Raw genomic sequence first — 24,097 nt, forward strand, 5'->3', positions numbered from 1 at the left:
TTCGCTTAGCAAATAATGCGTTAAAGTCTTTCTTTAACTGCCAAATAAAACTTAGAACTCATTTTATTTAAGTAGGTAAAAAATGAAAATACTAACATACGGTACATTTGATCTATTCCATATTGGTCATTTGAATATTTTAAGAAGAGCGAAAGCACTTGGTGGTCACCTTACAGTGGCGATTTCAACAGACGAATTCAATTTAGAGTCAAAAAATAAAGTTTGTGCTCAGCCTTATTATGAAAGAGCAGAGATAGTTCATGCGATAAAGTATGTTGATGAAGTTATTGCTGAAACATCATGGGATCAGAAAGTAAAAGATGTGTTAGAAAACGATATTGATGTTTTTGTTATCGGTGATGATTGGGAAGGGGAATTTGATTTTTTGAAAGAGTACTGTGAAGTCGTGTATCTACCTAGAACTGAAGGTGTGTCAACGACAGATCGGAAAAAAGATATTATTAAAAAGTTCAAATAACCATGTTGAAAGTGCTTTTTAATCTCGTATTGAAGTTTTCAGACTTCCTTTTACCCAGTAAAAATCAGGTTTGTTTTTATATAACACCAAGAACCTCTTGGGATGCGAATCAACAAATACTGTATGCAAAGCTTAGAAATCGAGATGAAGTTGTTATTGTAGACGGTAATGACATTGGTAAGCATAGTATCCGTTCAATATTTCTTAATATATGGAAATTAGCTCGTTCTCAGACTATTATTTTTGATCATAGTCTTCCTTCTGGCTTAATCGCATCAAGGCATACTACCGTCAATGTATGGCATGGTAGCCCAATAAAGAACATAAGATTCTTGTGTGAATATCGCTTTGAACGCGAATTTTTGCTTGATCAAGCGAACCATACTAATCTTTTAGTGTCTGCATCACCATATGATGCTTTATTAATGTCGTCCGCATTGCATGTCCCGTATTTTAATGTAATGAAGTTTGGATTACCAAGAAATGACTATTTAACTTGTCATCGTAAAGAGTTAACTGACTTAGATCTGTATAATGAAAGTGAGATTATAGAGTCGCTTATAGAGCCGTACAAAAAAGTGATTTTATTTGCACCTACTTATCGTGGTGATAGTCATACAGATAATGAACCTGTGAATTTCAATGAAAGCCAACTTGCTGTTCTAGAGAAATACTTGACGGATAACGATATTCTTTTGTTTATTCGAGCCCATAAGTTTTCACATCTATCAAGTGACAATAAACTACTTAATACAAAAAATGTCATCGATGGCTCTGGTTTTAAAAACCCAATGATTCTGTTGAGATACACCGATTTACTGGTAACTGATTATTCTAGTATTTGGATTGATTTTCTATTATTGAAAAAACCGATAATTATATACACACCAGATCTCGATACTTATACGAAAGAACATGGGTTTATCCATGACTTTAGAGACTCTATACCTTGTGAGCCATTGTTAAGTTTTGAACAGTTAATGTCTAGTATTGAAAATAGTATTACAATGAATACCCTATCGGAAAAGCAGTCTTACTTTTATGAGCGATACCATGCGACGAAGAGTTCTTCTTCTTCGAGTGAACTTTTAAAGTTAATTATTCACAAATGAGTCTATGTGATTAATTATTTTTTCTGTACAGTTATGGTTAGACGTTGTGATATTAATGTCATATTTGTTAAATGAACTGTTCAAGTTGACATGGTCATTCATCAAACCTGAAAATTCTTTATAGATCCCACGTTCTTTCACGTATTTATCTATATCGCTATAAAAGAGAATTACATCACAGTCATAACTGACTGCAGCATCTATTATTATGCTTGAGAAGTCAGATATGACGAGTTTTGACTTTTTGATATTCTCTATTGTGTCTCCACAACTAAAGCTAATATGTTCATTATTGTATTCAGCATTTAACTCATCTATTAGTTCTCGGTCAAACGGATGTAGACATATCGATAGATATTCTAAATTGGATTGGTGGTTAAACGCCTGTATGACGCTTTCAATTAATTTGAGTGTGGTCTTGTTATCGATATGCCAAGTTGGAGCAAAGGTTAGTTGGGATATTTTAGTTGAGTTGATTTTTCTTAACCTTGGCCAACCGGTAACAATCGTTTTTTCGCCGCTTATCCCAAATGCTTGTTGAAATATTTTTTCTTGTTCAGGGTTATGACAAAAAAACGCATGATAACGTTGGTTAGATCTAGTGTATAACAAGTTATATAGTGTGCTTATTAATTTATTTTTAGATGGGCTCGTTTCCTTCGAGTCAAGTCCAATATTTTTTATTGGCCAACCATGCCAAAGGTTAAAGTAGTAACAGTTAAAGTATGGGGTTACTCTTCCTATGTCATTTAAGCCCGTCGAGGCAATAAATACTTTGGATGTTATTTGATAGTAGATCCCTTGTATGGAGTATTTAGTACAGCTAATAATGTTATTATCAACCACATGCTCAGGGTTAGATTTAAGCCATATTAATGTAATATCTGGTCGTGTTTTTGCTATCTCTTGAGCGACGAGCTTGGCATTGTCACAGAAACCATGGTGGTGACCTATAACCCACTGTTTTTTTCGTTTTGGCGTTATGCTAAACATAACCTTTAATGGGACAAGAAGTAACTCAATAGATATCTGGCTAATAAACCGCCATGCTTTGTGTCGAAATATATTAGGCATAAGGTATCGTCTTAAAGACATTAAAGTGAATGAATTAAGGCCTGATAGTACAAGCTTAATCGTTAAATGGGAATTATGAAAAAACTTACTTACATAATCAATGTTGATTGGTACTTCAAACTTCATTGGGTAAATAGAGCTTTAGCTGCCAAAAAAAGCGGTTATGATATTACGATAATCACGCATTTCACCAGTACGGATATTCGAGGTTACTTTGAAGAGCTCGGATTCAATTGTATTGAACTGTCATTTTCCCGAAGCGGTGTGAATCCGTTCCTTGAGCTAGTTTCACTGTTCAAGCTTTATAAGCATTTAAAAGATCTACAGCCGAACTTAGTTCATTGTATCACAGTGAAGCCTTCAATATATGGTGGTTTGGTTTCTAATCTGTTAAGGCTTTCTTCATTAAAAAGTATTACAGGGTTAGGTGCCGTTTTTTCTAGTGAATCCCTCTTGTTTAGATTGTTAAGACCAATGGTAACAAGTTTCTATTATATGGTAGGTAACTCCGATAAGGGAGCATTTATATTCGAAAATAATTCTGATCGAACTATTTTCGAAAGAGCCCAAATAGGTCGTAAACAGCCATTAATACACATTGCAGGAGCCGGCGTCGACGTGTCACACTTTTACGAAAAATCCGTCGCTCTGGATTGTCTAGAGAGGGGTAAGCCATTGATTGTACTGTTTGCCGCTCGCCTGCTTAAAGACAAAGGTCTCGACACTTTGATGTCTGCGCTAGATTCTGTGAAAAGACAAGGTATTGACGTCGAGCTTTGGGTTGCAGGGTTATTTGACCTAGATTCTAAAAACTCATACACAGAAAAAGAAATTCAGACGCTCTCTGATGATGGGAAAATTAAGTGGTTAGGTTCTATTGCTGGTAAAGAAATGCCTTCAGTATTGAACTCAGTTGACATAGTCGCACTACCCACGCGTTATGGTGAGGGAATCCCTAGGATATTGATAGAGGCTGGTGCGACAGCTCGGGTCGTTTTGACATCGAATGTGAGTGGATGTAATGAATTCATATCAGACAAAATCAATGGTCGACTGCTTGATCCTTCAGCGGTGGAGGAGTGGAGTCAGTGTATTATGGATATTGTTTCTAATCCATCGAGCTATCAATCTTATGCTGGGTGTCTAGCTAATGAGGTTAAAACTCGATATAGCGATGAAGTTGTAATCAGAAGGTTTCTAGAACTCTATGATACGCATTGTCGGTGATAGGCGTTTGCGACCGAGTTTTATTATTTAACTATTGCTCGAGTCGCATTGTTTTCACAGTTCGTTTGATTTAGCTTTTGCTCATTCGAGTCTATTTATTAAGAGTATAACCCGTCGGCGCTTCTAGCAATATTCTTCTAATGCACTCCACATTAAAATCATGGCAGCATTCATCTAGTTCGTTTAAGAGAATTTGCATCTCTGGCCAACTAAGTTTGCTCTCTTGAGCTGTCATGATTTTTTCGTGGCTCGTGCCTTCAACATTATCTCCAATTAAAAGTTCTTCATATAACTTCTCGCCAGGCCTTAGGCCAGTAAATTTAATTTCAATATCGCCTTCATCTGAGTTTGAGCCTAGTTTTTCTTTCATTCCCATTAGGTGCACCATGCGTTTTGCAAGGTCTAGGATTTTAACGGGTTCGCCCATATCGAGAACGAATACTTGGCCATTATTCCCTATTGCTCCTGCTTGAATAACGAGCTGTGCAGCTTCTGGGATAAGCATGAAGTAGCGAGTGATGTCTGGGTGGGTTACCGTTACAGGGCCTCCACATTTGATTTGCTTTTTAAATAATGGGACAACCGAACCTGAAGACCCTAAAACATTGCCAAATCGCACCATAGTAAAGGTCGTTTGGGTATCTTTGTCTGCTAAACCTTGCAGAACGAGCTCCGCCATCCTTTTACTCGCTCCCATCACATTCGTTGGTCTTACCGCTTTGTCTGTAGAAATGAGAGTGAAATTCTTAACGCCACATTCTATCGCGGCTTGCGCGCAGGATAACGTGCCAAATACATTGTTACGGATCCCTTCTACAACATTATCTTCGACTAGAGGCACATGTTTGTAGGCTGCGGCATGATATAAAGTGTCAACTTCATAGCTTGTCATCAACTTTTCAAGGCGATTTTGTCTTTGAACTGAGCCTAGTGCAGTAATAATTTGAGTTTGGCTTTTAAGGTTATGCTTAGTCGCATTTAGCTCTTGCTCGATCTTATAAAGGTTATATTCATTTAACTCGAATAAGACCAGTGTTTTTGGTTTTTGAGCTATTATTTGACGGCACAGTTCAGAGCCTATTGAACCTCCGGCGCCAGTAACCATCACACTCTTATCGAAGATATTCTTAGTCAATAAGTTATTATCTGGGGTAATCGGTGTTCGTCCTAATAGATCAGCAACATCGAGATCTTTGACTTCAGTAGCGGTTGCTTTACCTGCAGCAATATCTTCTACCGATGGAACCGATTGTATCGCGATAGGCCAGTGTGATAATTTCTCAACTAACCTTAAACGCGCACCTTTATTAATACCGTTGATAGCTAAAAGAAGCTTTACAGGTTGATAAAGTGATTGAAGGTGTTCAAATTCGCTGGGACGGTGGACTTTGAGTCCAGATAGAATTTGACCGGATTTGGTCGGGTCATCATCTAATATTACGACTGGGTTGTATTCGTCACCATGTATCAAAGCGTATGCGAGTTCACGACCAGTAGCGCCTGCGCCATAAATAAACACATTGGGCTTATGGCGTTTGAACATTTGGTCGTAAACAGTGCGGATCATTATTCTTGGGCCGCCTAATGTCAGTATCGCTAACCCGGCATAAATAAAAGGGACACTTCTTGGTATAAAGGTGTGAAAGAAGAATCCGCACATGATTAACGTGAGTGACGAGATAAGTACGGCAAAGAAAATATTACCAACGGCTGGAAACATCATATAACGTAATACCGCTCGATACATTCCAAGTTTTGCGAAGCTGAATATGGTCACCGAAATGGTAATAACGAGTGTTACCCACTCATCAAAGCTCAAGTTGAATGTATATGTGCTTAGCCGTAACGCTGTCGCCAAATAAATAGATAAAGTGATGGCAAAAATGTCATAGCCAATACTGATCAAGCGTTTGTTTTTTCGCTTTGTGTTGAGAATAAGACGTATTGGCGTGAGCATTGTGATCCTTGGTGTGTTCTATTTTTCTTGATGATTGCAGAGGAATATTTTAATTCGATAATATTTTAATGTTCTTGGGTGCGGTAAGCTAGTTGTAATTGATGGTTCTGTGGGCCTCAGTTGTTTTACTGTTAATATTGTTTATTATTTGTCCGATTTTTAGGCCCTTTGTATTATGAAAATATTAGTTACTGGCAGCACTGGCTTTGTGGGGGCTCGAGTTGTTGAGTTGTCAGAAGAGCGTGGATGGAAAGTCGCGCCTGTGGTGCGTAAAACTGCTCAAACACAGCCTAATAGCTTGGTTGTTAATAGCTTTGTGGTTTCTTCTATTGACTCGAGTACGGATTGGTCTGGTGCTTTTGACGGTGTGGACTGTGTTGTTCATTGTGCTGCGCGTGTGCATCAAATGAATGAGAATGAACAAGATGCTTTAACGGCTTATCGAGAAACAAACACTCAGGGTACAGTCACTTTAGCAGCGCAAGCGGCCGATGCCGGCGTGAAACGATTCGTTTTTGTAAGCTCGATTAAAGTTAACGGTGAATGTAGTGAGCCAAACTCACCCTTTAAGCCTGATTTAAATAGCATCCCGCAAGACCCATATGGCTTGAGTAAATATGAAGCCGAGATTGAGTTAGCGCAACTTGCCAAAGATACTGGGTTAGAGGTCGTTATCATCAGGCCACCATTGGTTTATGGGCCTGGCGTAAAAGCGAATTTCTTATCTATGATGCGATTGACAGACAAAGGCATCCCGCTTCCTTTCGGCTCTATCAATAATAAAAGAAGTTTGGTTTATCTGGATAATTTATCCGATTTGATACTAACCTGTTGTGAACATCCTGCGGCTCCGGGCTATACCTTCTTGGCTTCTGATTACCATGATGTCTCCACGACTCAATTAATACGGACTATCGCTCAATCCATGGACAAAACCCCTCGGCTTATCCCCATTCCAATGTCTTGGATACAAATTGGAGCCTCAGTTTTAAAGAAACAGCACATAGCACAAAGAGTATGTGGCAGCCTCCAGGTAGAGACACGAACCACACAAGAGATTTTGGGTTGGACTCCTCCTGTTACTTTTGAGCAAGGGATAAAAAACACAGTGCAAGCGTATCTAGATTCCAAATAACTCGGATCTCACTTCTTAAGTAACAGAATGGCGGAACGGCGAGGTTTGGTCCTGCGTTATTTGGGGAATGGTGTTGATATTGTGCGTTGTATCAGAGGGGCGTTTTTGGTTGGCTGCGCAGTGTATCTGAGAGAGGGGTGTTATTTTAGACAGTGAGGCTCGGACGTGATTCAGAATTTGTGTGATTTTTTAGAAAGGGTTTTAAGTTGATTCGTATATTAGATTTTATTTTTGCTTTCTTTGGCCTGTTGTTCCTTTGGCCTGTTTTTCTTGTCATTTGTATTCTTGGTTATTTTGACACAGGTTCCCCCATCTTTTTTCAGACACGAGTCGGGCGTAATAAAAAACCATTCACTTTGGTTAAATTCCGCACTATGCCAGTGGAAACAAAGTCTGTTGCGACGCACTTAGTTGGAGCGAGTTCTGTGACTAAGCTTGGTGGCTTCCTACGCAAAACCAAGCTTGATGAACTACCTCAACTCTATAACGTCCTGAAAGGTGAAATGAGTTTGGTCGGTCCAAGACCCTGCTTATTTAATCAGCAAGAATTGATCGATGAGAGAGAATTAAGAGGTGTATTGGCGGTAAGGCCTGGTGTTACTGGTCTAGCTCAGATCAATGATATCGATATGTCGACACCGAGCACATTGGCAGAATGGGATCAGCGCATGCTAAACACTCTAACGACTAAGCTTTACTTCCAATACATCATTCAAACGGTACTAGGCAAAGGCTCCGGTGATCGGGTGTAGCCTTATATAAGTGATAGCGTTGCATACAGAGTCATAGAGTTGAATATAAAGCGATAGAGCTGAACGATGTCCTTATCGACTCATAATGTTAGCTTTATGAAGTTTTTGAACCGTTGTGGTGCGTTTATTAATTATACATTTACTTGATAGTTGTTATTATCTATCATGTGTTCAATCAGTTGTTTAAGCTGAGTTATTCCTTTTTGCAAAACCTATCAGCAAGTCAGTCGGTAGGTAAGGAAGGCCTAAGCAGGTGGTTTGGCTATCGCAGTCAAAGAGGCTTTCTTCTTACGTCTGTGATCTAAGAGTTCCACTCTCGGAGTTGAGAGCAAAAAGGAGTACTTGTGATTGGCTTATGGTGTACTAAGCAAGTGACTCTTAAGTTCTTTAAGCTCAATTAAACATAGACAAACCTAGCGCTAATGAATAGTGCAACATTGAGTGGTGGTATCACCGATGTTGCTTAAATACGTCAGTTGTTTGGGGTCGGAAAGTACGTATGACTGCCTGATTTTTTGGGTCGTGGTACAAGAACTGATTAGACTACCACGCAGATTTGCTAGGAAAATCGGCATCAATTCAGTTTGAAATATGGAAGATATAATTATATGAAAATGCAGTGGTTAGTTAAAGTTTCACCTTTGTTGTTGCTATCAGCAACAGCAATGGGAGCTGAGAATTTATACGTAGGCGCTAAAGTTGGTAGTGTCTCTGCCGATAAGTTTTCCCCTTTAGTAGAAAGCAGAACGGCGATTGATGATTCAGACACCTCTTACGGTTTGTTTGTCGGTTATCAGATTGTTGATTCATTAGCCATAGAAGGTGGTTATAGCTACCTTGGTGAATATGATCTTAAAGACATTGCCGGTGGCAGCTACGACGCGAGCAGTTTTGATGTCGTGCTAAAAGCCTCAGGCAATGTAAACGATAGTTTGGCTGTGTATGCCAAAGGCGGCTTTGCTGTTTATGATTGGAATGCAAATGGTAAGGGTGTTGAGTCTGATGATTCAGGCGTTGCTCCAACCATTGCTTTTGGTACTGAATACTCCATGACATCAGCAATGAAAATTGGCCTAGAATACCAAGTATACCAGGATGTTGGTGGTGTAAATATCGATTCATTTAATGTTGCTTTGTCTCATTACTTTTAATTATTTGTAGGGATCAATTGTGAAATATAAAATTTTAGCGTTATCAGTCGTTGGTGCAATTTTAGGGGGCTGTGGTAGCGATAATGACAATAGCACTCCTCCTGTTGAACCATATCGTAATATTATGGCATTCGACCCTGCAGTTATGGGTATGAAAGGAACATTCAGTTGTGACGATGGCACAACGGGCATTTTAGAAGCAACTAACTTTTATGGTGTTTCTGAAGTTACTGAGCTTACCGTTTTTAATAAGCCTGAAACTTGTTCGTTTTCCTATAACGCAACGCCAGGTGCCAAAGATGTATCTAACGGCAAAGACATGAGTAAGGTGAGCTACAAGTTCCCTAAAGGCTTAGCTAATCTCGATGACCTTGTGACATCTTCTCCAATCTCAACACTGATTGAGAAAGAGCTAGATGGCCAACCTTACAATGACACTGTAGGTGAACAGATTCTTAACGATCTTGGCTTGGGCTACTTAATAAACAATGGCCGTGCTAAGAATGTTGCTGACTTCCTGCGTCGTACTGAAGAAATTATTAATGGTCTTCCAGCGACTGAAAAGAGCCAAGTTTTAGCGACTAACGCGGTATTGTCAGATGTACTAGTGGTTAGCCCGAATGCATCAGCAACTGATTTGTCAGCGGCAGCAGAAAAAATTGCAGGAAAAGTTTTTAATGACTACCCAGAATACCCTAAAGCACCGAGTGGTAAGACAATTTACTTGGATCTAACTGAAGACCCAACGTTAGTTAAAAAAGTAGTTGCTGATCCGACTGAAACTGTAGTTCTTCCACCGGAAAAAGAAGCTGAGCCTGTTCCTGATCCAGGTGAAGGTACTAACCCACCTACTGGCGGTACTGGCGGCACTGGTGGCACTGGTGGTACTGGCGGTGGCGGTAACGGCGGTGGTACTGGCGGCTAATTTAAGCACCAATGATAAAAGGCACCACTCGGTGCCTTTTTTACACGCTGTCATTATCAAACGCTGTCATTATTAAACATAGTTACTATCCAATATAGTCACTGTAAAATACGGTTATAACCTATTGCATCCTAATGAAAATACTCAGTCATTCTAAAAACGTATCTCTCGTGGCATCTATTAGCGCATTAGCCATCTCTTCTAATGTTTATGCTGTCGATAACCTGATGTCGTCTCAAAGTTATACCGGTGCGATTATCGTTCCCAATGCTCAGGTAATGGACACTGGAGATATCTCTTACCTCTATGGCCAAGGTGTGCCATACCGGGGGAAAACCAGCGACTTAGACAACATATTGTTTAGCGTTGGCTTATTCGATGGGTTGGAGGCAGCGGGTAGAATTGTCACCAAAACTTATGATTGTCACCTTTACTCAAATGTACCGAACTACGATCCTAACTGTGGTAACGGCATTCGTGATTTATCGGCTTCCTTTAAATATCAACTCCCTTTTATTAAAGATTGGACGGGGTTCGATGTTGCCTTCGGTGCTCAAGATTTAGGTGGGGCGGCAAATAATTTTAAAACTTATTATGCGGTCGCCGACTATGTGCCTGACTTTGTGCCGGCTCGGTTTAGTGCGGGTTTCGGTAAATCGGATATTAGCCATGGCGTGTTGAATGGGCCTTTCGCCAGTTTAGAGTACCAGCCATTGGATTTTGTTCAGTTGATTGCTGAGCACGACTCTGCTCAATTTAACGCTGGTTTAAAGGTGTTTACACCAGAAAACTACTTGCCGCTCGATACACAACTCTCTTTTCAATACCAGTTTTACACCAGTGGCGCTGCCGATATCGATATTTGGTCTGTGGCGGCATCTGCTCCGTTAATGGGCTTCTCTGAATCTCGCCGAGTTAATGAGTTAACTCTGGAAGACAAGATCTCAATAGAACAAGCGCACCATGAATTTTCTGGTGTTGTGCAACTTAAGAAAGTCCTAGTTGATGAAGGCTTTCTTAATGTGAGAATTTCTGCGGATGATCTTGGTTTAAATGTTGCTCTGGAAAACAGACGTTACAATCGTAACCAAGTTGATGGGGTTGGCGTGGCTTTGGGGATCATCTCTTCCTACGTGGGAGAAGGCATGCTTCAAGATCTTGGGGTTAAAAATTATCAGCAGCAGAATATTCGCCTGTTTAACTTGGTTAATGACATTCCAATGATGGAAGTGATCACCAGTGCCCCATGTTATCGAGAATTTGTGAAAACGGGTGAACCTTGCAGAAACCTGATTGTTCGCACCTCAGATGTGAAAAAGAGATATGCCAAGGCGAAGTTTGATAAAGAGGTCGCTCGTTCCGGTTTTGGGCGCACACAAGTTATCGTTTCGCCTGCTTTGTATCACAATACAGCGACAGAATACGGTGTATTTGACTACTCATTAGCGCTCTCAACGAACCTATATACACCCCTGTGGAAAGGCGCCGCGTTGGATGTGAGACACTTAATGCCATTGGCGGACAGTGATGACTTTGAAGAAGGCAGAATCTGGGCCGATGATGCCTTTGAAAATGAAGTCGATAGGGTTCTTTTTCATCAAGCATTTCAGTTGCCTTATAACCTCACTACTCAATTCTCATTCGGCCAAGTGTACGGCAACTTCTTGGGCTTCTTGAACGAAACTCAGTATGCCAGCAATAGCGGGCGACATATTCTTGGTTCTGAATACGCCAACTTTTCTGCTCAAGATAAATTTGATGCGAAAGGAGACGCTATCGTAGATGCGACGCCAATCATTGGCCACTACACCTACGCAAGGCCTGATTGGAATTGGCAAGGGAAAGTGCAAGCTGGTCAATTTTGGAAAGGTGACGAAGGGGTTCGAGTGACCAGCAGTCATTGGTTGGGAGACGTAAGGGTTGATGCTTCATACCAGACCACAAAAGCGGTAGGAAATAATGAAGCCGAAGACTTTGTCACTCTTTCTATCGCGATCCCTTTAACACCATGGCGTGATATGAGCCCTGACTACGTTCAGTTGCGTGGTATCGACCAATTTGTTTATGCGCTTCAAACTCGAGTGGGTAAAAGTCATAACCAATTGGGTGAAGGCTTAGGTGTCGATACTGGGTTACAGCACAATATTGAAAGACAGTATTTCAACCGTAACCGAATCGGTGCCAGCTATTACCAAGAAAACCGACAACGCTTGCGTAATGCTTATCTAAAATATTTAGAAGCCGTTAAATAAGTTTGAGTAAAATAAGAAGCGAAGAGCGGGCACAAAAAGTGTTCGTTCTTTGGCTTTTTTTCGCTTACTCGTCTCTCGTCTCTCGTTTATTGGTATTCCTCACCTGTTCTTCCTAGCGCTAAACCATTCAACTAGGTTGATATTAAGCACAGATTGTGGATAATGCTTACGAATTAAACTGAGCGTTTGTACCTGCTCTTTTTTTTATGTTTAAATTGGCAAATCCATTCCATTTTAAATGCCTTGGTGGGCAGGTTTGAAGTGGGCAGGTTTGAATGCTTTGGTAACAAATTGAAATCCCTTGGTGGCAAATTGAAATGCCTTGGGCAAATAGATGACGCAGTGTGATGTCGCGAAATATCAAAGGGCGGTAGCGTTCTCATTTTCTGACTATAAATGGGAGTAAGATCGTGTTAATTCTTCGCGTCTCTCCGATTCATCGCTGTGTAACTGATAAAATCATTTGCCTTCTATTCTTTGGATGTCCTTAGGGGCGTCAAAACACATTCCGTTTCTATGACTTGGTTAACATGAAGATTAATAAAAATCGTCTCCTTCTAGCGCTCCTTCCTGCATTATTGGCAGGGTGTACGACTCCAGGAACTCACCTTTCTACTGGCAACAAGAATGTGATTCAGCCTTCAGAGGAACAGCAAGAATCTGATATTTCTGATGTGGTTAACCTTTACCCATTGACGGCTCAGTCAGTATCGAGTTACCGAAATGAATCGTTATCGGTTTCCCAGGCTAACCCGACATTAGATGTTGATATTGCAAAGTATGAATATCAAGTAGGGGTCGGTGATATCTTAAACATCACTATTTGGGATCACCCTGAACTGACCATTCCTGCTGGTTCTTACCGTAGCAGTACGGAAGCGGGCAACTGGGTTCATGCCGATGGCACCATCTTCTACCCGTACATTGGGACGGTTGAAGTTGTCGGCAAAACCGTGCGCGAAGTTCGTGCTGATATTGCTGCTCGTTTAGCAAAGTATATCGAGAGCCCACAAGTCGATGTTAACGTGGCGGCGTTTCGCTCTAAAAAAGCGTATGTCACAGGCGAGATAGCAAAGCCTGGCCAACAAGCCATCACCAATATCCCTTTGACCTTACTGGATGCCGTGAACCGTTCTGGCGGTTTATCTGAAAATGCCGACTGGCGTAATGTGTCATTAACGCGTAATGGCGTAGAAGAAAGCCTCTCGCTTTATGGTTTAATGCAACGTGGTGATTTAACACAAAACCGCTTACTGCAAGCGGGTGATATTGTTCACGTGCCGCGTAATGACAATCAAAAAGTATTCGTGATGGGCGAAGTGAATGATCCTCAACTGTTGAAGATCGACCGTGTCGGCATGAGCCTAACGGAAGCCCTTAGCACCGTCGGTGGGATCAACCAACTGACCGCCGATGCCACTGGTGTATTTGTGATTCGAACCTCGGATGACAAATCACAACGCATGGCGGATATCTACCAACTTAATATGGAAGATGCATCGGCACTGGTCATAGGCACCGAGTTTGACTTAAAACCTTACGATATTGTTTATGTCACCGCCGCGCCAATCAGCCGTTGGAACCGTGTGATTGGTCAGCTTGTACCAACCATTTCGGGCTTCAACGAACTAACCGAAGGTATGTTGCGCGTTCGTAATTGGTAGTATGCCCTGGTTAGCAATAAGCCCTGTTTAATCATCAGGTTACATTTGGTGTGTAACCTGATTTTTTATGTTTAAACGTCAATGATGCTGAAAGTACAAGTGCCTTTGGTTTGTAAATGCCTTGGTTTATAAATGCCTTGGTTTGTAAGCGCATTCGGTCTGTAAGCACATTCGGTTTGCAAGAGTATTCAGTTTAATAAGCACATTATAGTTAGAAGTCAGTTATGTTTGATAAAATTTTAGTGGTGTGCGTCGGCAATATTTGTCGTTCACCGACGGGAGAACGCGTTCTTCAACAATTGCTTCCCAACAAAGAAGTGGCCTCTGCAGGTATTGCTGCCGAAAAAAGTCGTTTAATCGGTAAGCCAGCAGACGACACCGCAATTTTAATTGCCGCTGAACATGGTATCGATGTTGATAATCATCAGTCTCAACAAGTCACGCCGCAGCTTTGTGCTCAGTATGATTTGATCTTGGTGATGGAGAAGGGCCATTTGGAGGCGCTGACTCAAATATCGCCAGAGGCAAGAGGCAAAACCATGCTGTTTGGTCAGTGGATTGGTCAACAAGACATTCCCGATCCGCACCGTCAAAGCCGTGAAGCATTTGAACATGCTTATAAGCTTATTGACGAAGCGGCACACGCTTGGGCGAAAAAGCTGTAATTAAAGCTAAAAGAAATCGAGTTAGCTTACACATCGCCATTAATAGAATCACATAAGAGAAAAGGGTACGTAAACCGTATTTACATTCTCTTAAAGTACTAGTTTAGGAAGTAGCAATCTGATGACAACACAACCATCTCAGCAAGCACATACTAATAACTCTGATGAGATAGATTTAGGGAAACTGCTTGGCATTCTGTTGGATGCTAAATGGTTAATCATGGTTACCACATTTGCTTTTGCTGTGTTTGGTATCGCATTTGCCCTACTTTCAACCCCGATCTACAAAGCGGATGCTCTTATTCAAATTGAAGAGAAGAGCTCTGGCGGTATCTCATCGATGGTCGGTGACATGGGCGAGTTGTTCTCTCAGGAATCCTCTGCCACGACGGAAGTTGAGATCATTAAATCGCGTATGATCTTGGGCGAAACGGTCGATAAATTTAATTTAACCACCGTGACTTCACCTATTTATGCACCCATTGTCGGCAAAGGCTTCGCACGTTTAACTGGCGACATTAACCACATTGCGGTGAGCCGTTTTACCTTGCCAAGCTATGCAAGCGATTATGCTCACACGATTCAGATTGTTGATGCCGAACAAGGTACTTATCAACTGGTGCGTGATGATGAGCGCGTTATCTTAACCGGTAAAATCGGTGAGCCAGCAACGGCTGACGGCTACAGCTTGTTTGTGGCAGATTTTGAATCAAGTAACGGCTTTGAGTTTGCTATTGGTAAACGTAGCCGATTAGAAGCCATCGAATGGTTAAAATCTTCGCTGTCTCTCTCTGAGCAAGGCAAGCAAACCGGTATTTTGAAGCTAAGCTTTGAAGGTGAAGACAAGCAGAAGATCTCTGAAATACTCAACCATATTAGCCAGATCTATTTCTTACAAAACGTGAAGCGTAATTCCGCGGAAGCAGAGAAAAGCCTCGCTTTCTTAGAAAGCCACCTTCCGGGTATTAAATCTGAATTGACCGGCTATGAAGACGTACTCAACAATTATCGCCAAGCCAATGACTCGATCGATTTAGGTTTAGAAGCACAGTCAACCTTGAAAGTAATGGTCGAGCTTGAAGCGCAATTGAATGAGTTGACGTTTAAAGAGAGTGAAATCAGCCAACGCTTCACTAAAGATCACCCGGCTTATAAATCGCTGCTTGATAAGCGTAAAACGTTATTGGGTGAAAAAGAACGCCTCAACAAGCAAGTACAAAAACTACCAAAAACACAACGTGAAGTACTGCGTATGACACGTGATGTTGAAGTGAACCAACAGATCTACATCCAGCTACTTAATAAAGTTCAAGAGCTGAGCATTATTAAAGCCGGCACTGTGGGTAACGTTCGTATCTTAGATGATGCCCAAGCGTATTCTCGTGCGGTAAAACCAAAGAAACCGTTGATTGTGGTGCTAGCGACGCTTCTTGGTGGCATGTTAAGTGTGGCGTTTGTGTTAGTAAAAGCGGCCTTTCACCGTGGTGTTGAAAGCCCAGACCAAATTGAAGAAATTGGTTTACCTGTGTACGCGGCCGTACCTAAATCTGATTTACAAGTTGAGCTAACCAACCGTTTTAAATCGAAGAAACAGCAAACGAAAGGGACTCAAGCCCTGCTTGCTGAATCGAACCCTGCGGATCTTTCTGTTGAAGCACTGCGTGGCTTAAGAACCAGTTTGCACTTTGCGATGCTGGAAGCGAAAAATAACATCCTGATGATTTCTGGCCCAGCGCCAAGCATTGGTAAGTCGTTTATCTCAACCAACTTTGCTGCGGTTGCTGCGAAAACAGGTCAAAAGGTGCTGCTGATTGATGCCGATATGCGTAAAGGTTACTTACAACAAAGCTTTGGTGTGAATTGGGATAATGGTCTTTCGGATGTATTAAGCAGCAAGCAAGACTTTGCTCAATCAATCAAAGCAACACCGGTAGAGAATCTCGATATTCTTACGCGCGGCCAAGTGCCACCTAACCCATCTGAATTGTTAATGCACCCACGCTTTGCAGAGTTGATGGAGTGGGCGTCCAAAGAGTATGACTTGGTGATTGTCGATACCCCGCCTGTACTCGCGGTCACCGATCCAAGTATTGTTGGTGCCTTTGCGGGTACCACATTAATGGTGGCGCGTTATGCTCAGAACACCGTTAAAGAGATTGATGTTGCTCGTAACCGCTTCGAACAATCGGGTATTGAAGTGAAAGGCGTTATCTTTAACGCCATCGAGAAGAAAGCATCAAGCTCATACGGCTACGGTTACTATAACTACACTTATTCGAGCGATAAAAAATAACATCAAAGACGGGGTGTGTCACCACACCCCCGTCATTCTGCCATTCTGCCATTCTGCCATTCTGCCATTCTGCCATTCTGCCATTCTGCCATTCTGTTATTGAGAAGTGAGAAGTGAGAAGTGAGAAACGAAGTCTCTGGAATTGAGCGCTTTACCTCTGCTTTTCCCACTCTTCGTATCTCGTTCTCACTCTTAGTTTTTCGTTCTTACTCTTTTTCTGCTTGCTTGATTTCTTGCTGTTTGCTGTTTGCTGTTTGCTGTTTGCTTTCTTAACGGCTTAACGGTTAAGAAAATCGACCGCTTTGTCTGGAAAATCGGTAAACAAACCATCGACTTTGACTTGATTGTAAAAAACATCCAGCATGCCATCAAAGTTATCTGCATAAGCCGGAATTCTTCCCGGATCGGCGCGGAAAGTATAAGGGTGCACTTCTAATCCGGCGTCTTTAGCCGACTTCATCAACGGCTTAATCATAATATTGCTTTTGGTGGATGCATCATCAACCAGCATTGGTTTCCAAGGACCAATCCCGTCTGCGTAGCTTGCAACCTTCTCCATTCCTTCGTCTTCGAACATCCAATCATAATTGTACGGCGTCGCTTTGTCGCCTTGATAAGTCATGGTTTCATTCCAGTCTGTGTAGGCCATCAACTGCACGAGTTTCAGATCCATCTGCATGGCTGGCATGAGTTCATTGTTAATGCGTTGCAGTTCATTGGTATCAAAACTCTGTAGATACACCTTGTCGTCTTTTGATAGGTAACCATATTGCTTCAAAGTCATCAGTACCGCTTTTGAAATATCTTTCCCTTCATGGCGGTGGAACCAAGGTGCTTTAATCTCAGGGTAGATACCCACGTCATAACCTAATGTTTTATTCAGGCCTTGGATTAGCTCAATCTCTTCAGCAAAAGTCGCGACGCGAAAATCAGACTGCCACATTGGGAAGCGTTCAGGAAAACCGGCGACTTTATTCCCTTGCTTATCAATATTGAAACCTTCGGTCACGGTGAGTGATTTGATCTCGGCCAGCGTAAAATCAATCGCATAGTAGCGGCCATCAGCACGTGCTCGTGTTGGAAAACGCTCTGCGACATCGGTGACTCTATCTAAGTAGTGATCATGCAATACCACCAATTGGTCGTCTTTGGTCATCACGACATCTTGTTCGATATAGTCGGGTTTCATGGCATAGGCGAGCGATTTAGCGGGCAGAGTGTGCTCGGGCAAATAGCCGGATGCGCCGCGATGCGCAATCACTAGAGGATCGGCGAACGCATTGGCCGATAAGCTGAGTGCTAAAAAAGTCAGAGACAGTGACGTTGTTTTCATTATGTTTTCCTTTGATAGCACAAAGGCAGGGTTCGCCTGCCTCTGTGGTGTATTGATTTATTCAGTTAACTTTCAATTAAGCTAACGCTTCTTTCTCTCGTTCGAGATCTTTTTGTTTGTGGTGTGCACGCTCACCCAAGAAGGCGTAAAGCAGACAAATGATTGAAGCAACACAAGCACCGACCAAAATAATGAAACCACCATCCCAGCCGTAGTGATCCACCATAAAGCCAAGTACCGCATTGGCAGCAACCGCACCGCCTAAGTAACCAAATAACCCGGTGAGGCCTGCCGCCGTGCCCGCGGCTTTTTTCGGTGCCAGTTCGAGTGCATACAAACCGATCAGCATCACAGGGCCGTAAATAAGGAAACCAATCGCAATCAGTGCCAGCATATCAACCGTTGGGTTACCGGCTGGGTTTAGCCAGTACACCAATACGGCGACGGTGACCAAAACCATAAAGAGAATCCCAGCTGGTGCTCGGCGGCCTTTAAACAGCTTATCTGAAATCCAACCACATAATAAGGTGCCCGGAATACCGGCCCACTCATACAAGAAGTAAGCCCAAGACGATTTGTCCACCGAGAAGTCTTTCGCTTCTTTTAAGTAAACCGGCGCCCAATCGAGTACACCATAACGGATAAGGTAAACAAACGCATTTGCGATCGCGATAGACCACAACAACTTATTAGAAAAGACATACTTAAAGAAAATTTCCTTCGCCGTCATTTCTGTCTCATGGGATGTATTGTAGTCGTCTGGGTAATCGTTTTTGTGTTCTTCAATCGGTGGTAGGCCACAAGATTGAGGGGTATCTCTTACCGTAAACCAAACAAAAACAGCGACGAGAGTGGCAAAAAATGCAGGAACATAAAAAGCGGTGCGCCAGTCATCGTTGAAAGCCCAAAGCCCCAATAAAAACATTGGACCAATCAATCCGCCGCCAACGTTATGAGCGACATTCCACACCGACACTATCTCGCCACGTTCTTTGCGTGACCACCAGTGAACCATCGTTCGCCCACAAGCTGGCCAGCCCATACCTTGAAACCAACCATTCAAAAACAGCAGGATAAACATCGCGGTAATGCTGCCGGTTGCCCATGGCATAAAGCCAAAGCAGAACATCACCAGTGCCGACATTAACAAGCCGCCACTGAGGAAATAACGAGGATTGGAGCGATCAGACACGCTGCCCATTAAAAATTTTGATAAACCGTAAGCGATAGAGACGGCCGCCAACGCTACCCCTAGCTCTCCTCGGCTGAACCCCTGCTCAATAAGATAGGGCATCGCCAAACTAAAGTTTTTGCGGACTAAATAGTAACCCGCGTAACCAACGAAGATGCCGAGAAAAAGCTGCCAGCGTAATCGCGCATAGGTGCCATCAACCTTATCGGCTGATAAGCGATCGATATGCGCCATAGGTTTGAATATTCCAAACATAGAAACCTCATAAAAATTGGGCTTAAAACGTACAATAAATGCTCGAACGAACAAAGTTGATCATCATTCGAAAGTGCACGCATTGTATGTGCTTCAAAATTAATTTCTGTGATAGAGATTGTTATTAACAAAAAAGATCATTTAATACAGCATATTAGTTTCATTTAATTAGAACGAACTTCATGTTTTTGCTTGCGTGTTTTTAACCAAGGTGAGCATGAATGTGAGAAGTGATGAGTAAACGAGCGACAAAAAATAAAGAGCAGTAACGAGATGCGAGTGGCGAGATACGAAAAGCACCGCGCTTCGCATCCCGTTTACTCGCTCCCCGCATCTGCTCTTTCAGCGCTTTGAACCCTGTTTACCCGTTACTCGCATCTGCTTTCTATTTCTTAACTACTTCTTAACTACTTCTTAACTACGCCCCCTGTTAAATACAAACCAATCGCCGCTAATACCGGATAGCCAAAGGCTTCATTGGTCATTTCCCCCAAGGGTTTCCAATCGTAGCCGTGCATACAACCCAAAATCACCATCACATGCAGTGCCACATAAGGAATGGTGAACAACAACACAATGTAGCGCTGCACTAACTTAAAAGGCTCATAGGCTTTAAGCAGTGCCAGTTTGTGCTTCGCTTTTTCTTCATCAGTAAAAAACATCGCATCTCCTGTGTTGGTGAGTGCATCTAACCCTTTGTTAATGGAAGACTGGCTCCCAAATATTCGCCCGAACAATGTCATGCTGCTCCTTGGTTCGTGGATTGGTTATATTCCGCCTTTCTAGTTCTTCCGTCATTCCGCCATTTTGTTACTTAATCATTTCGTCATTCCAGAACTGAGGAACGAAGTATCTGGAATCTGCTCTTTCTGCTCTTCAAGCTTTTCGCATATCGTTCACTCGTAACCCGAATTCTCTTCAGCTCCTAACGCGTTATCACCAAAAGCTAGATTCTGAATCACGCTCGTGCCTCACTGTTCAGAATGACGACTTAAGTAACGTCAACACTCCAAAACCCTTCGCTATTCACCACTCGCACCACTCGCCACTCCGTCATTCCAGAACTGAGGAACGAAGTATCTGGAATCTGCTCTTTCTGCTCTTCAAGCTTTTCGCATATTGTTCACTCGTAACCCGAATTCTCTTCAGCTCCTAACGCGTTATCACCAAAAGCTAGATTCTGAATCACGCTCGTGCCTCGCTGTTCAGAATGACGACTTAAGTAACGTCACACTCCAAAACCCTTCGCTATTTGCTACTCGTTATTCACCGCTCGCCACTCGCGACTCCGTCATTCCGCCATTCCGCCATTCCGCCATTCCGCCATTTCGTCATTTAGTCATTCCAGAACTGAGGGGCGAAGTATCTGGAATCTGCTCTTAAGCTTTCCGTATCTTGGTTACTCGAATCCCGCATCGGCTCTTACTCCCTTAGCCTCACCACCGGACACGCCTTATTCACCCCCCAATCTTTATGCCCCTTCACATTCTCATCTGAAATCAAGAACTGCTCTTGCAAGGCCGCCACCAAACCAAACAGTGCCTTACGCTGTGCAAGCGTGAAGTTATCTTCTGGTTGCAGTTCGGAATTACAACCACCGACCATGCAAACGCCAATATTGCCCTTGTTGTGTCCTTTCACATGCGCGCCGGTTTGCGACAGTGGCCTACCCAGTTCGACATCCCCATTGCGACGAATCACAAAGTGATACCCCACATCGCGCCAGCCTCTCTTTTTATGCCATCGGCGAATATCGGCGACGTGAACATCTTGCTCCGGCGGTGTGGCGCTGCAATGCACAGTAATAAAAGAGTAGGGTGGGCAATGAGGTAAGCGGAGTAACACCGAAACCAGGCTGAAAGAATAGGAGGCTGAAGGCAAACAAGGATCTAACGAAGGGATGAACTCCACCTCGCCCGCTTGTTTTTCGGAATAAGCCTGCTCTTGCGAATCATCTTGCTCTTGCAAAACAGACGCGGCTAACGGCTGGTGTGGAACTCGATCAGTTGCTGGTGGAGTGTTTGACAAAATAAATCCTCTTGTTGTTGTAACCAGGTGGCTAAAAACGTTGATAACGATTCTTTTAAATCAGGGTGTAATGCGATGTGTTGTCGCAAACTCGCGGCTACGGTTTTTGCATAACCGGCGTGGTGACGGACATAACGTAGATACATCACGCAATAACCCAGAGGCTGGCTTCGCCGCGCTCGGCTGATCATCCAACAAATATCCTCATAGCTGGGATCTTCCAAGAGCAAGTCTTCGAAATACGCTTTTTCAAAGTGCAAGCCTTCAAAACACGGGTTTTTAAAATAACGGCATTCAATGCTCGCCATGCCCGGCTGGTACGCTGAAATAAAAAGAGAAACTATCGCCTTCATTAAGCACCTTATTGCTGTATGGGGAGGGCAATGTACTTCAAGACTTTTGATTGGGGTTGGTGGCAATAACGCGAAAAAGGAGGAGCGCAGAAAAGTGAGAGGTGCTTCGAAGGTTATCATCTTAAGTAATGTTCTTGTTGCATATCAGTGAGAACACATAGGAAAAACACTTTTTGTTACTTTTTATCTCGCGTCACCTTCGCCCCCAAAGCAGCAAAAAGTGTTGTTAATGCCTTTTTCATCAATGGTTATGCATGTCTATCCGCTTTTATAGCGAGAACGATTTAAGTAGATAGACCCATTAACAAGGAGCGTTATTCATGTGTGTTTCCCTCATTCTCTCTTTCATCCCATTAAAAACTGGCTCGCCGATAAGCAAGTTGGTGTTATTAAAATTGGCCGACAATGCCGACGCGCGTGGCGTCTGTTTTCCATCCTTAAATTACTTAGCGCAATATTGTGAAGTGTCAGTAAGAACCGTGAAACGGCACCTTAACGAGCTAGAAAAACAAGGGTTTGTGAAGCGGATAAAGCGGTTTGATAAAAAAGGCCGTCAGCGCAGCAACTTGTACCAATTACGCCTACCCAGCGGCTGTCATATTGAACAGAGCGATTTAGACCGCTCGGGCTCCGATAAAGCCGAGAGCGAGCCACCGGAACTCACCCCAAGCCTTCCCCAAGGTGACCATTCAGACACCCACCAGGGTGACTCAGGATCCAACACGGAGAGTGATCGCCCGGCACACATAATCTTTCATAAAGAACATAAAACAGGTATCAGCTTGAAAAGCGGCATGGTAGACGACGCTGATATTATGGATACCCCCAACGGCTCTGAAGAACATGCGACCTCCACACCGAAAGCCAAAAAAGAAGCCGTGATTGATCTGCTCACCGAAGAGGGCTGTGCCCCGATTTATCATGAGTTCTACGAAATATTAAAACGCACTTACCCGAAGTTAGATGTGCTGCAAGAACTGCATGCCATGCAAGCTTGGTTATACATCAACCCCGACAAGCGCAAACCCTTTGAGCATATCGGCCACTTTGTGAATGGTTGGCTAAGAAGAAGTGCCCAAGCGAAGATCAAGCGAGGCTTAACGCCTGCCCTCCAGCAAACCAAAGGCCCTAAGCAAGCCCATGCGGTTAAACAAAAAAGAGCGGTTAAACCAACAGGCACCAATAAACCGACAGCCGATCTCCACCACGCGCATTCGCTCCAAAGCGACCAAATTGAAAATAAGCAGCAACAACCAACACCGGTCTCTCAGGCCCTAGCGGACTACAAAGCCAAAAGCACCACCAACCCGTTTGAAGCACGTATCAAGGCCCTAATTCAATCCAAATCGGCGAGTACCGACACCGAGCAGTGAGCACCGGAATTTCACATTACTTAAAGGCTTAGATTAGCCAACGCGAACACAGACATAAAAACGTCAAGAGACAAAGGTAAAATTAGGAGAGGGCACATGGACGATACCAACCTAAAAAAGCTGACAACGGAAGAAAAGGTCATCATTTTGGAAAAGGAGGTCGCGCGAGTAGAAGGGCGCATCGGCGAGTTCTTAAACTTGCTGGTTAACCACTACCCACAAGGGTTAACACGTACAGAAATTAAGGCATTGTTGGCGGTGAACAATAATGAAAGTTTTGTCTCACTTTATAGAAACGGTAAAATTTTCATTGATATAGAAAAGCGCTACTGTAATACAGCACAAGAAAACCGGTACCACATAGGGACGCAGTTTCTGCAAGACGTACAATGCTTTCGCTGGGTGAATGCCTGGTGAGATGTTCGACCACTTCGTTTATAATTCAAACTGGTTTATATGCACTTACTTTGCTAGAATGCCCTGCGCAAAACAGCCACGGATAGCTGGGGGGGATGCATTCACCCCGTAAATACCTTGCCTTTAGGAGCCAAACCTAAGGGCGGTAGCGTGCCTGAATCTTAATTTGTGGCAAATTACAAGTGTTACAACCCGCAGAAAAACTGCTCTCTAACCGCCTATTAGGGCGGTTTTTTAAAAAGTAAGCAAAATCTAAGTTTTATAGGGATAGCCTGCAACGGGCTGTCTCAAGATGAATAAAAAGTGTCTCAGCAGCTTTGAATGCCTGAGGTTGACGATAGATAAAATATTAATTGGATAGAAGAATGCTTAATAATAAAACAGTTTTAATTACTGGTGGTACAGGTTCGTTTGGAAAACAATTTATCAAAACAATTCTAGAGCGTTACCCTGAAGTTAAG

21 protein-coding genes are annotated in these 24,097 nt (G+C 42.8%); 14 read left to right on the forward strand and 7 right to left on the reverse strand.

Annotated elements, in window-relative coordinates; all coding sequences use genetic code 11:
* Positions 1–82: 82 nt before the first annotated feature.
* Together tagD and OCT63_RS20160 are read left to right on the forward strand one after the other, a co-directional pair.
* Positions 83–478, forward strand: a complete 396-nt coding sequence (gene tagD / locus OCT63_RS20155; protein WP_269984449.1) for a glycerol-3-phosphate cytidylyltransferase — start codon at positions 83–85, stop codon at positions 476–478.
* 2 nt (positions 479–480) lie between these two features.
* Positions 481–1,590 carry a CDP-glycerol glycerophosphotransferase family protein gene (locus tag OCT63_RS20160; protein ID WP_269984450.1) on the forward strand — a complete coding sequence of 370 codons (1,110 nt, stop codon included), beginning with the start codon at positions 481–483 and terminating at the stop codon, positions 1,588–1,590.
* On the opposite strand, the gene OCT63_RS20165 is transcribed toward OCT63_RS20160, so the two are convergent.
* The gene (locus tag OCT63_RS20165; RefSeq protein WP_269984451.1) at positions 1,573–2,664 is read right to left on the reverse strand and encodes a CDP-glycerol glycerophosphotransferase family protein; all 1,092 of its coding nucleotides are present in this window, start codon (positions 2,662–2,664) and stop codon (positions 1,573–1,575) included. The two genes, OCT63_RS20160 and OCT63_RS20165, sit on opposite strands and share 18 nt — an antisense overlap.
* A gap of 75 nt (positions 2,665–2,739) precedes the next feature.
* On the opposite strand from OCT63_RS20165, the gene OCT63_RS20170 reads away from it, so the two are divergent.
* On the forward strand, positions 2,740–3,891 hold the full coding sequence (locus OCT63_RS20170) for a glycosyltransferase family 4 protein (protein ID WP_269984452.1): 1,152 nt from the start codon (positions 2,740–2,742) through the stop codon (positions 3,889–3,891).
* A 91-nt stretch (positions 3,892–3,982) separates the two neighbouring features.
* On the opposite strand, the gene OCT63_RS20175 is transcribed toward OCT63_RS20170, so the two are convergent.
* Positions 3,983–5,848, reverse strand: coding sequence for a nucleoside-diphosphate sugar epimerase/dehydratase (locus tag OCT63_RS20175; RefSeq protein ID WP_269984453.1), 1,866 nt, complete (start codon positions 5,846–5,848; stop codon positions 3,983–3,985).
* 175 nt (positions 5,849–6,023) lie between these two features.
* Here OCT63_RS20175 and OCT63_RS20180 point away from each other — a divergent pair, with 175 nt between their 5' ends.
* The 8 genes from OCT63_RS20180 (at position 6,024) to OCT63_RS20215 (ending at position 16,685) form a co-directional block, all read left to right on the forward strand.
* Entirely contained in the window at positions 6,024–6,983 is a 960-nt protein-coding gene (locus OCT63_RS20180; protein WP_269984454.1) for a UDP-glucose 4-epimerase family protein, read from the forward strand.
* A 206-nt stretch (positions 6,984–7,189) separates the two neighbouring features.
* Positions 7,190–7,735: a sugar transferase gene (locus OCT63_RS20185; RefSeq protein ID WP_233894241.1), complete on the forward strand. Its 546-nt coding sequence runs from the start codon at positions 7,190–7,192 to the stop codon at positions 7,733–7,735.
* Positions 7,736–8,343: 608 nt separating this feature from the next.
* Positions 8,344–8,886, forward strand: coding sequence for an outer membrane beta-barrel protein (locus OCT63_RS20190; protein ID WP_077679849.1), 543 nt, complete (start codon positions 8,344–8,346; stop codon positions 8,884–8,886).
* Between the two features lie 19 nt (positions 8,887–8,905).
* Positions 8,906–9,811, forward strand: coding sequence for a serine/threonine protein kinase (locus OCT63_RS20195; RefSeq protein ID WP_269984455.1), 906 nt, complete (start codon positions 8,906–8,908; stop codon positions 9,809–9,811).
* Between the two features lie 170 nt (positions 9,812–9,981).
* The gene (locus tag OCT63_RS20200; RefSeq protein WP_269984456.1) at positions 9,982–12,063 is read left to right on the forward strand and encodes a YjbH domain-containing protein; all 2,082 of its coding nucleotides are present in this window, start codon (positions 9,982–9,984) and stop codon (positions 12,061–12,063) included.
* A gap of 530 nt (positions 12,064–12,593) precedes the next feature.
* Positions 12,594–13,727, forward strand: coding sequence for a polysaccharide export protein (locus OCT63_RS20205; RefSeq protein WP_269984457.1), 1,134 nt, complete (start codon positions 12,594–12,596; stop codon positions 13,725–13,727).
* A gap of 224 nt (positions 13,728–13,951) precedes the next feature.
* Positions 13,952–14,392, forward strand: coding sequence for a low molecular weight protein-tyrosine-phosphatase (locus tag OCT63_RS20210; protein ID WP_269984458.1), 441 nt, complete (start codon positions 13,952–13,954; stop codon positions 14,390–14,392).
* Between the two features lie 121 nt (positions 14,393–14,513).
* Positions 14,514–16,685, forward strand: a complete 2,172-nt coding sequence (locus OCT63_RS20215) for a polysaccharide biosynthesis tyrosine autokinase (protein ID WP_269984459.1) — start codon at positions 14,514–14,516, stop codon at positions 16,683–16,685.
* A 277-nt stretch (positions 16,686–16,962) separates the two neighbouring features.
* Here the strand turns inward: OCT63_RS20215 and glpQ are convergent, their stop codons facing one another.
* From glpQ to OCT63_RS20240, 5 genes are all read right to left on the reverse strand, one after another.
* Positions 16,963–18,018 carry a glycerophosphodiester phosphodiesterase gene (gene glpQ, locus OCT63_RS20220; RefSeq protein ID WP_269984460.1) on the reverse strand — a complete coding sequence of 352 codons (1,056 nt, stop codon included), beginning with the start codon at positions 18,016–18,018 and terminating at the stop codon, positions 16,963–16,965.
* A gap of 76 nt (positions 18,019–18,094) precedes the next feature.
* Positions 18,095–19,465, reverse strand: coding sequence for a glycerol-3-phosphate transporter (glpT, locus tag OCT63_RS20225; RefSeq protein WP_046223467.1), 1,371 nt, complete (start codon positions 19,463–19,465; stop codon positions 18,095–18,097).
* Between the two features lie 407 nt (positions 19,466–19,872).
* On the reverse strand, positions 19,873–20,208 hold the full coding sequence (locus OCT63_RS20230) for a hypothetical protein (protein ID WP_016784030.1): 336 nt from the start codon (positions 20,206–20,208) through the stop codon (positions 19,873–19,875).
* Between the two features lie 679 nt (positions 20,209–20,887).
* A complete protein-coding gene (locus tag OCT63_RS20235) occupies positions 20,888–21,433 on the reverse strand; it encodes an N-acetylmuramoyl-L-alanine amidase (protein WP_269984464.1) in 546 nt (181 codons plus the stop codon).
* 11 nt (positions 21,434–21,444) lie between these two features.
* Entirely contained in the window at positions 21,445–21,846 is a 402-nt protein-coding gene (locus tag OCT63_RS20240; protein WP_269984461.1) for a hypothetical protein, read from the reverse strand.
* 320 nt (positions 21,847–22,166) lie between these two features.
* Here OCT63_RS20240 and OCT63_RS20245 point away from each other — a divergent pair, with 320 nt between their 5' ends.
* The 3 genes from OCT63_RS20245 to OCT63_RS20255 form a co-directional block, all read left to right on the forward strand.
* On the forward strand, positions 22,167–23,219 hold the full coding sequence (locus OCT63_RS20245) for a helix-turn-helix domain-containing protein (protein WP_269984462.1): 1,053 nt from the start codon (positions 22,167–22,169) through the stop codon (positions 23,217–23,219).
* A 96-nt stretch (positions 23,220–23,315) separates the two neighbouring features.
* Positions 23,316–23,636 carry a hypothetical protein gene (locus OCT63_RS20250; RefSeq protein WP_269984463.1) on the forward strand — a complete coding sequence of 107 codons (321 nt, stop codon included), beginning with the start codon at positions 23,316–23,318 and terminating at the stop codon, positions 23,634–23,636.
* A 365-nt stretch (positions 23,637–24,001) separates the two neighbouring features.
* A partial coding sequence (locus tag OCT63_RS20255) for a polysaccharide biosynthesis protein (RefSeq protein WP_269984465.1) occupies positions 24,002–24,097 on the forward strand: 96 nt, incomplete at its 3' end.

Source organism: Vibrio sp. RW (assembly GCF_027587105.1).
Lineage (GTDB): Bacteria > Pseudomonadota > Gammaproteobacteria > Enterobacterales > Vibrionaceae > Vibrio > Vibrio toranzoniae.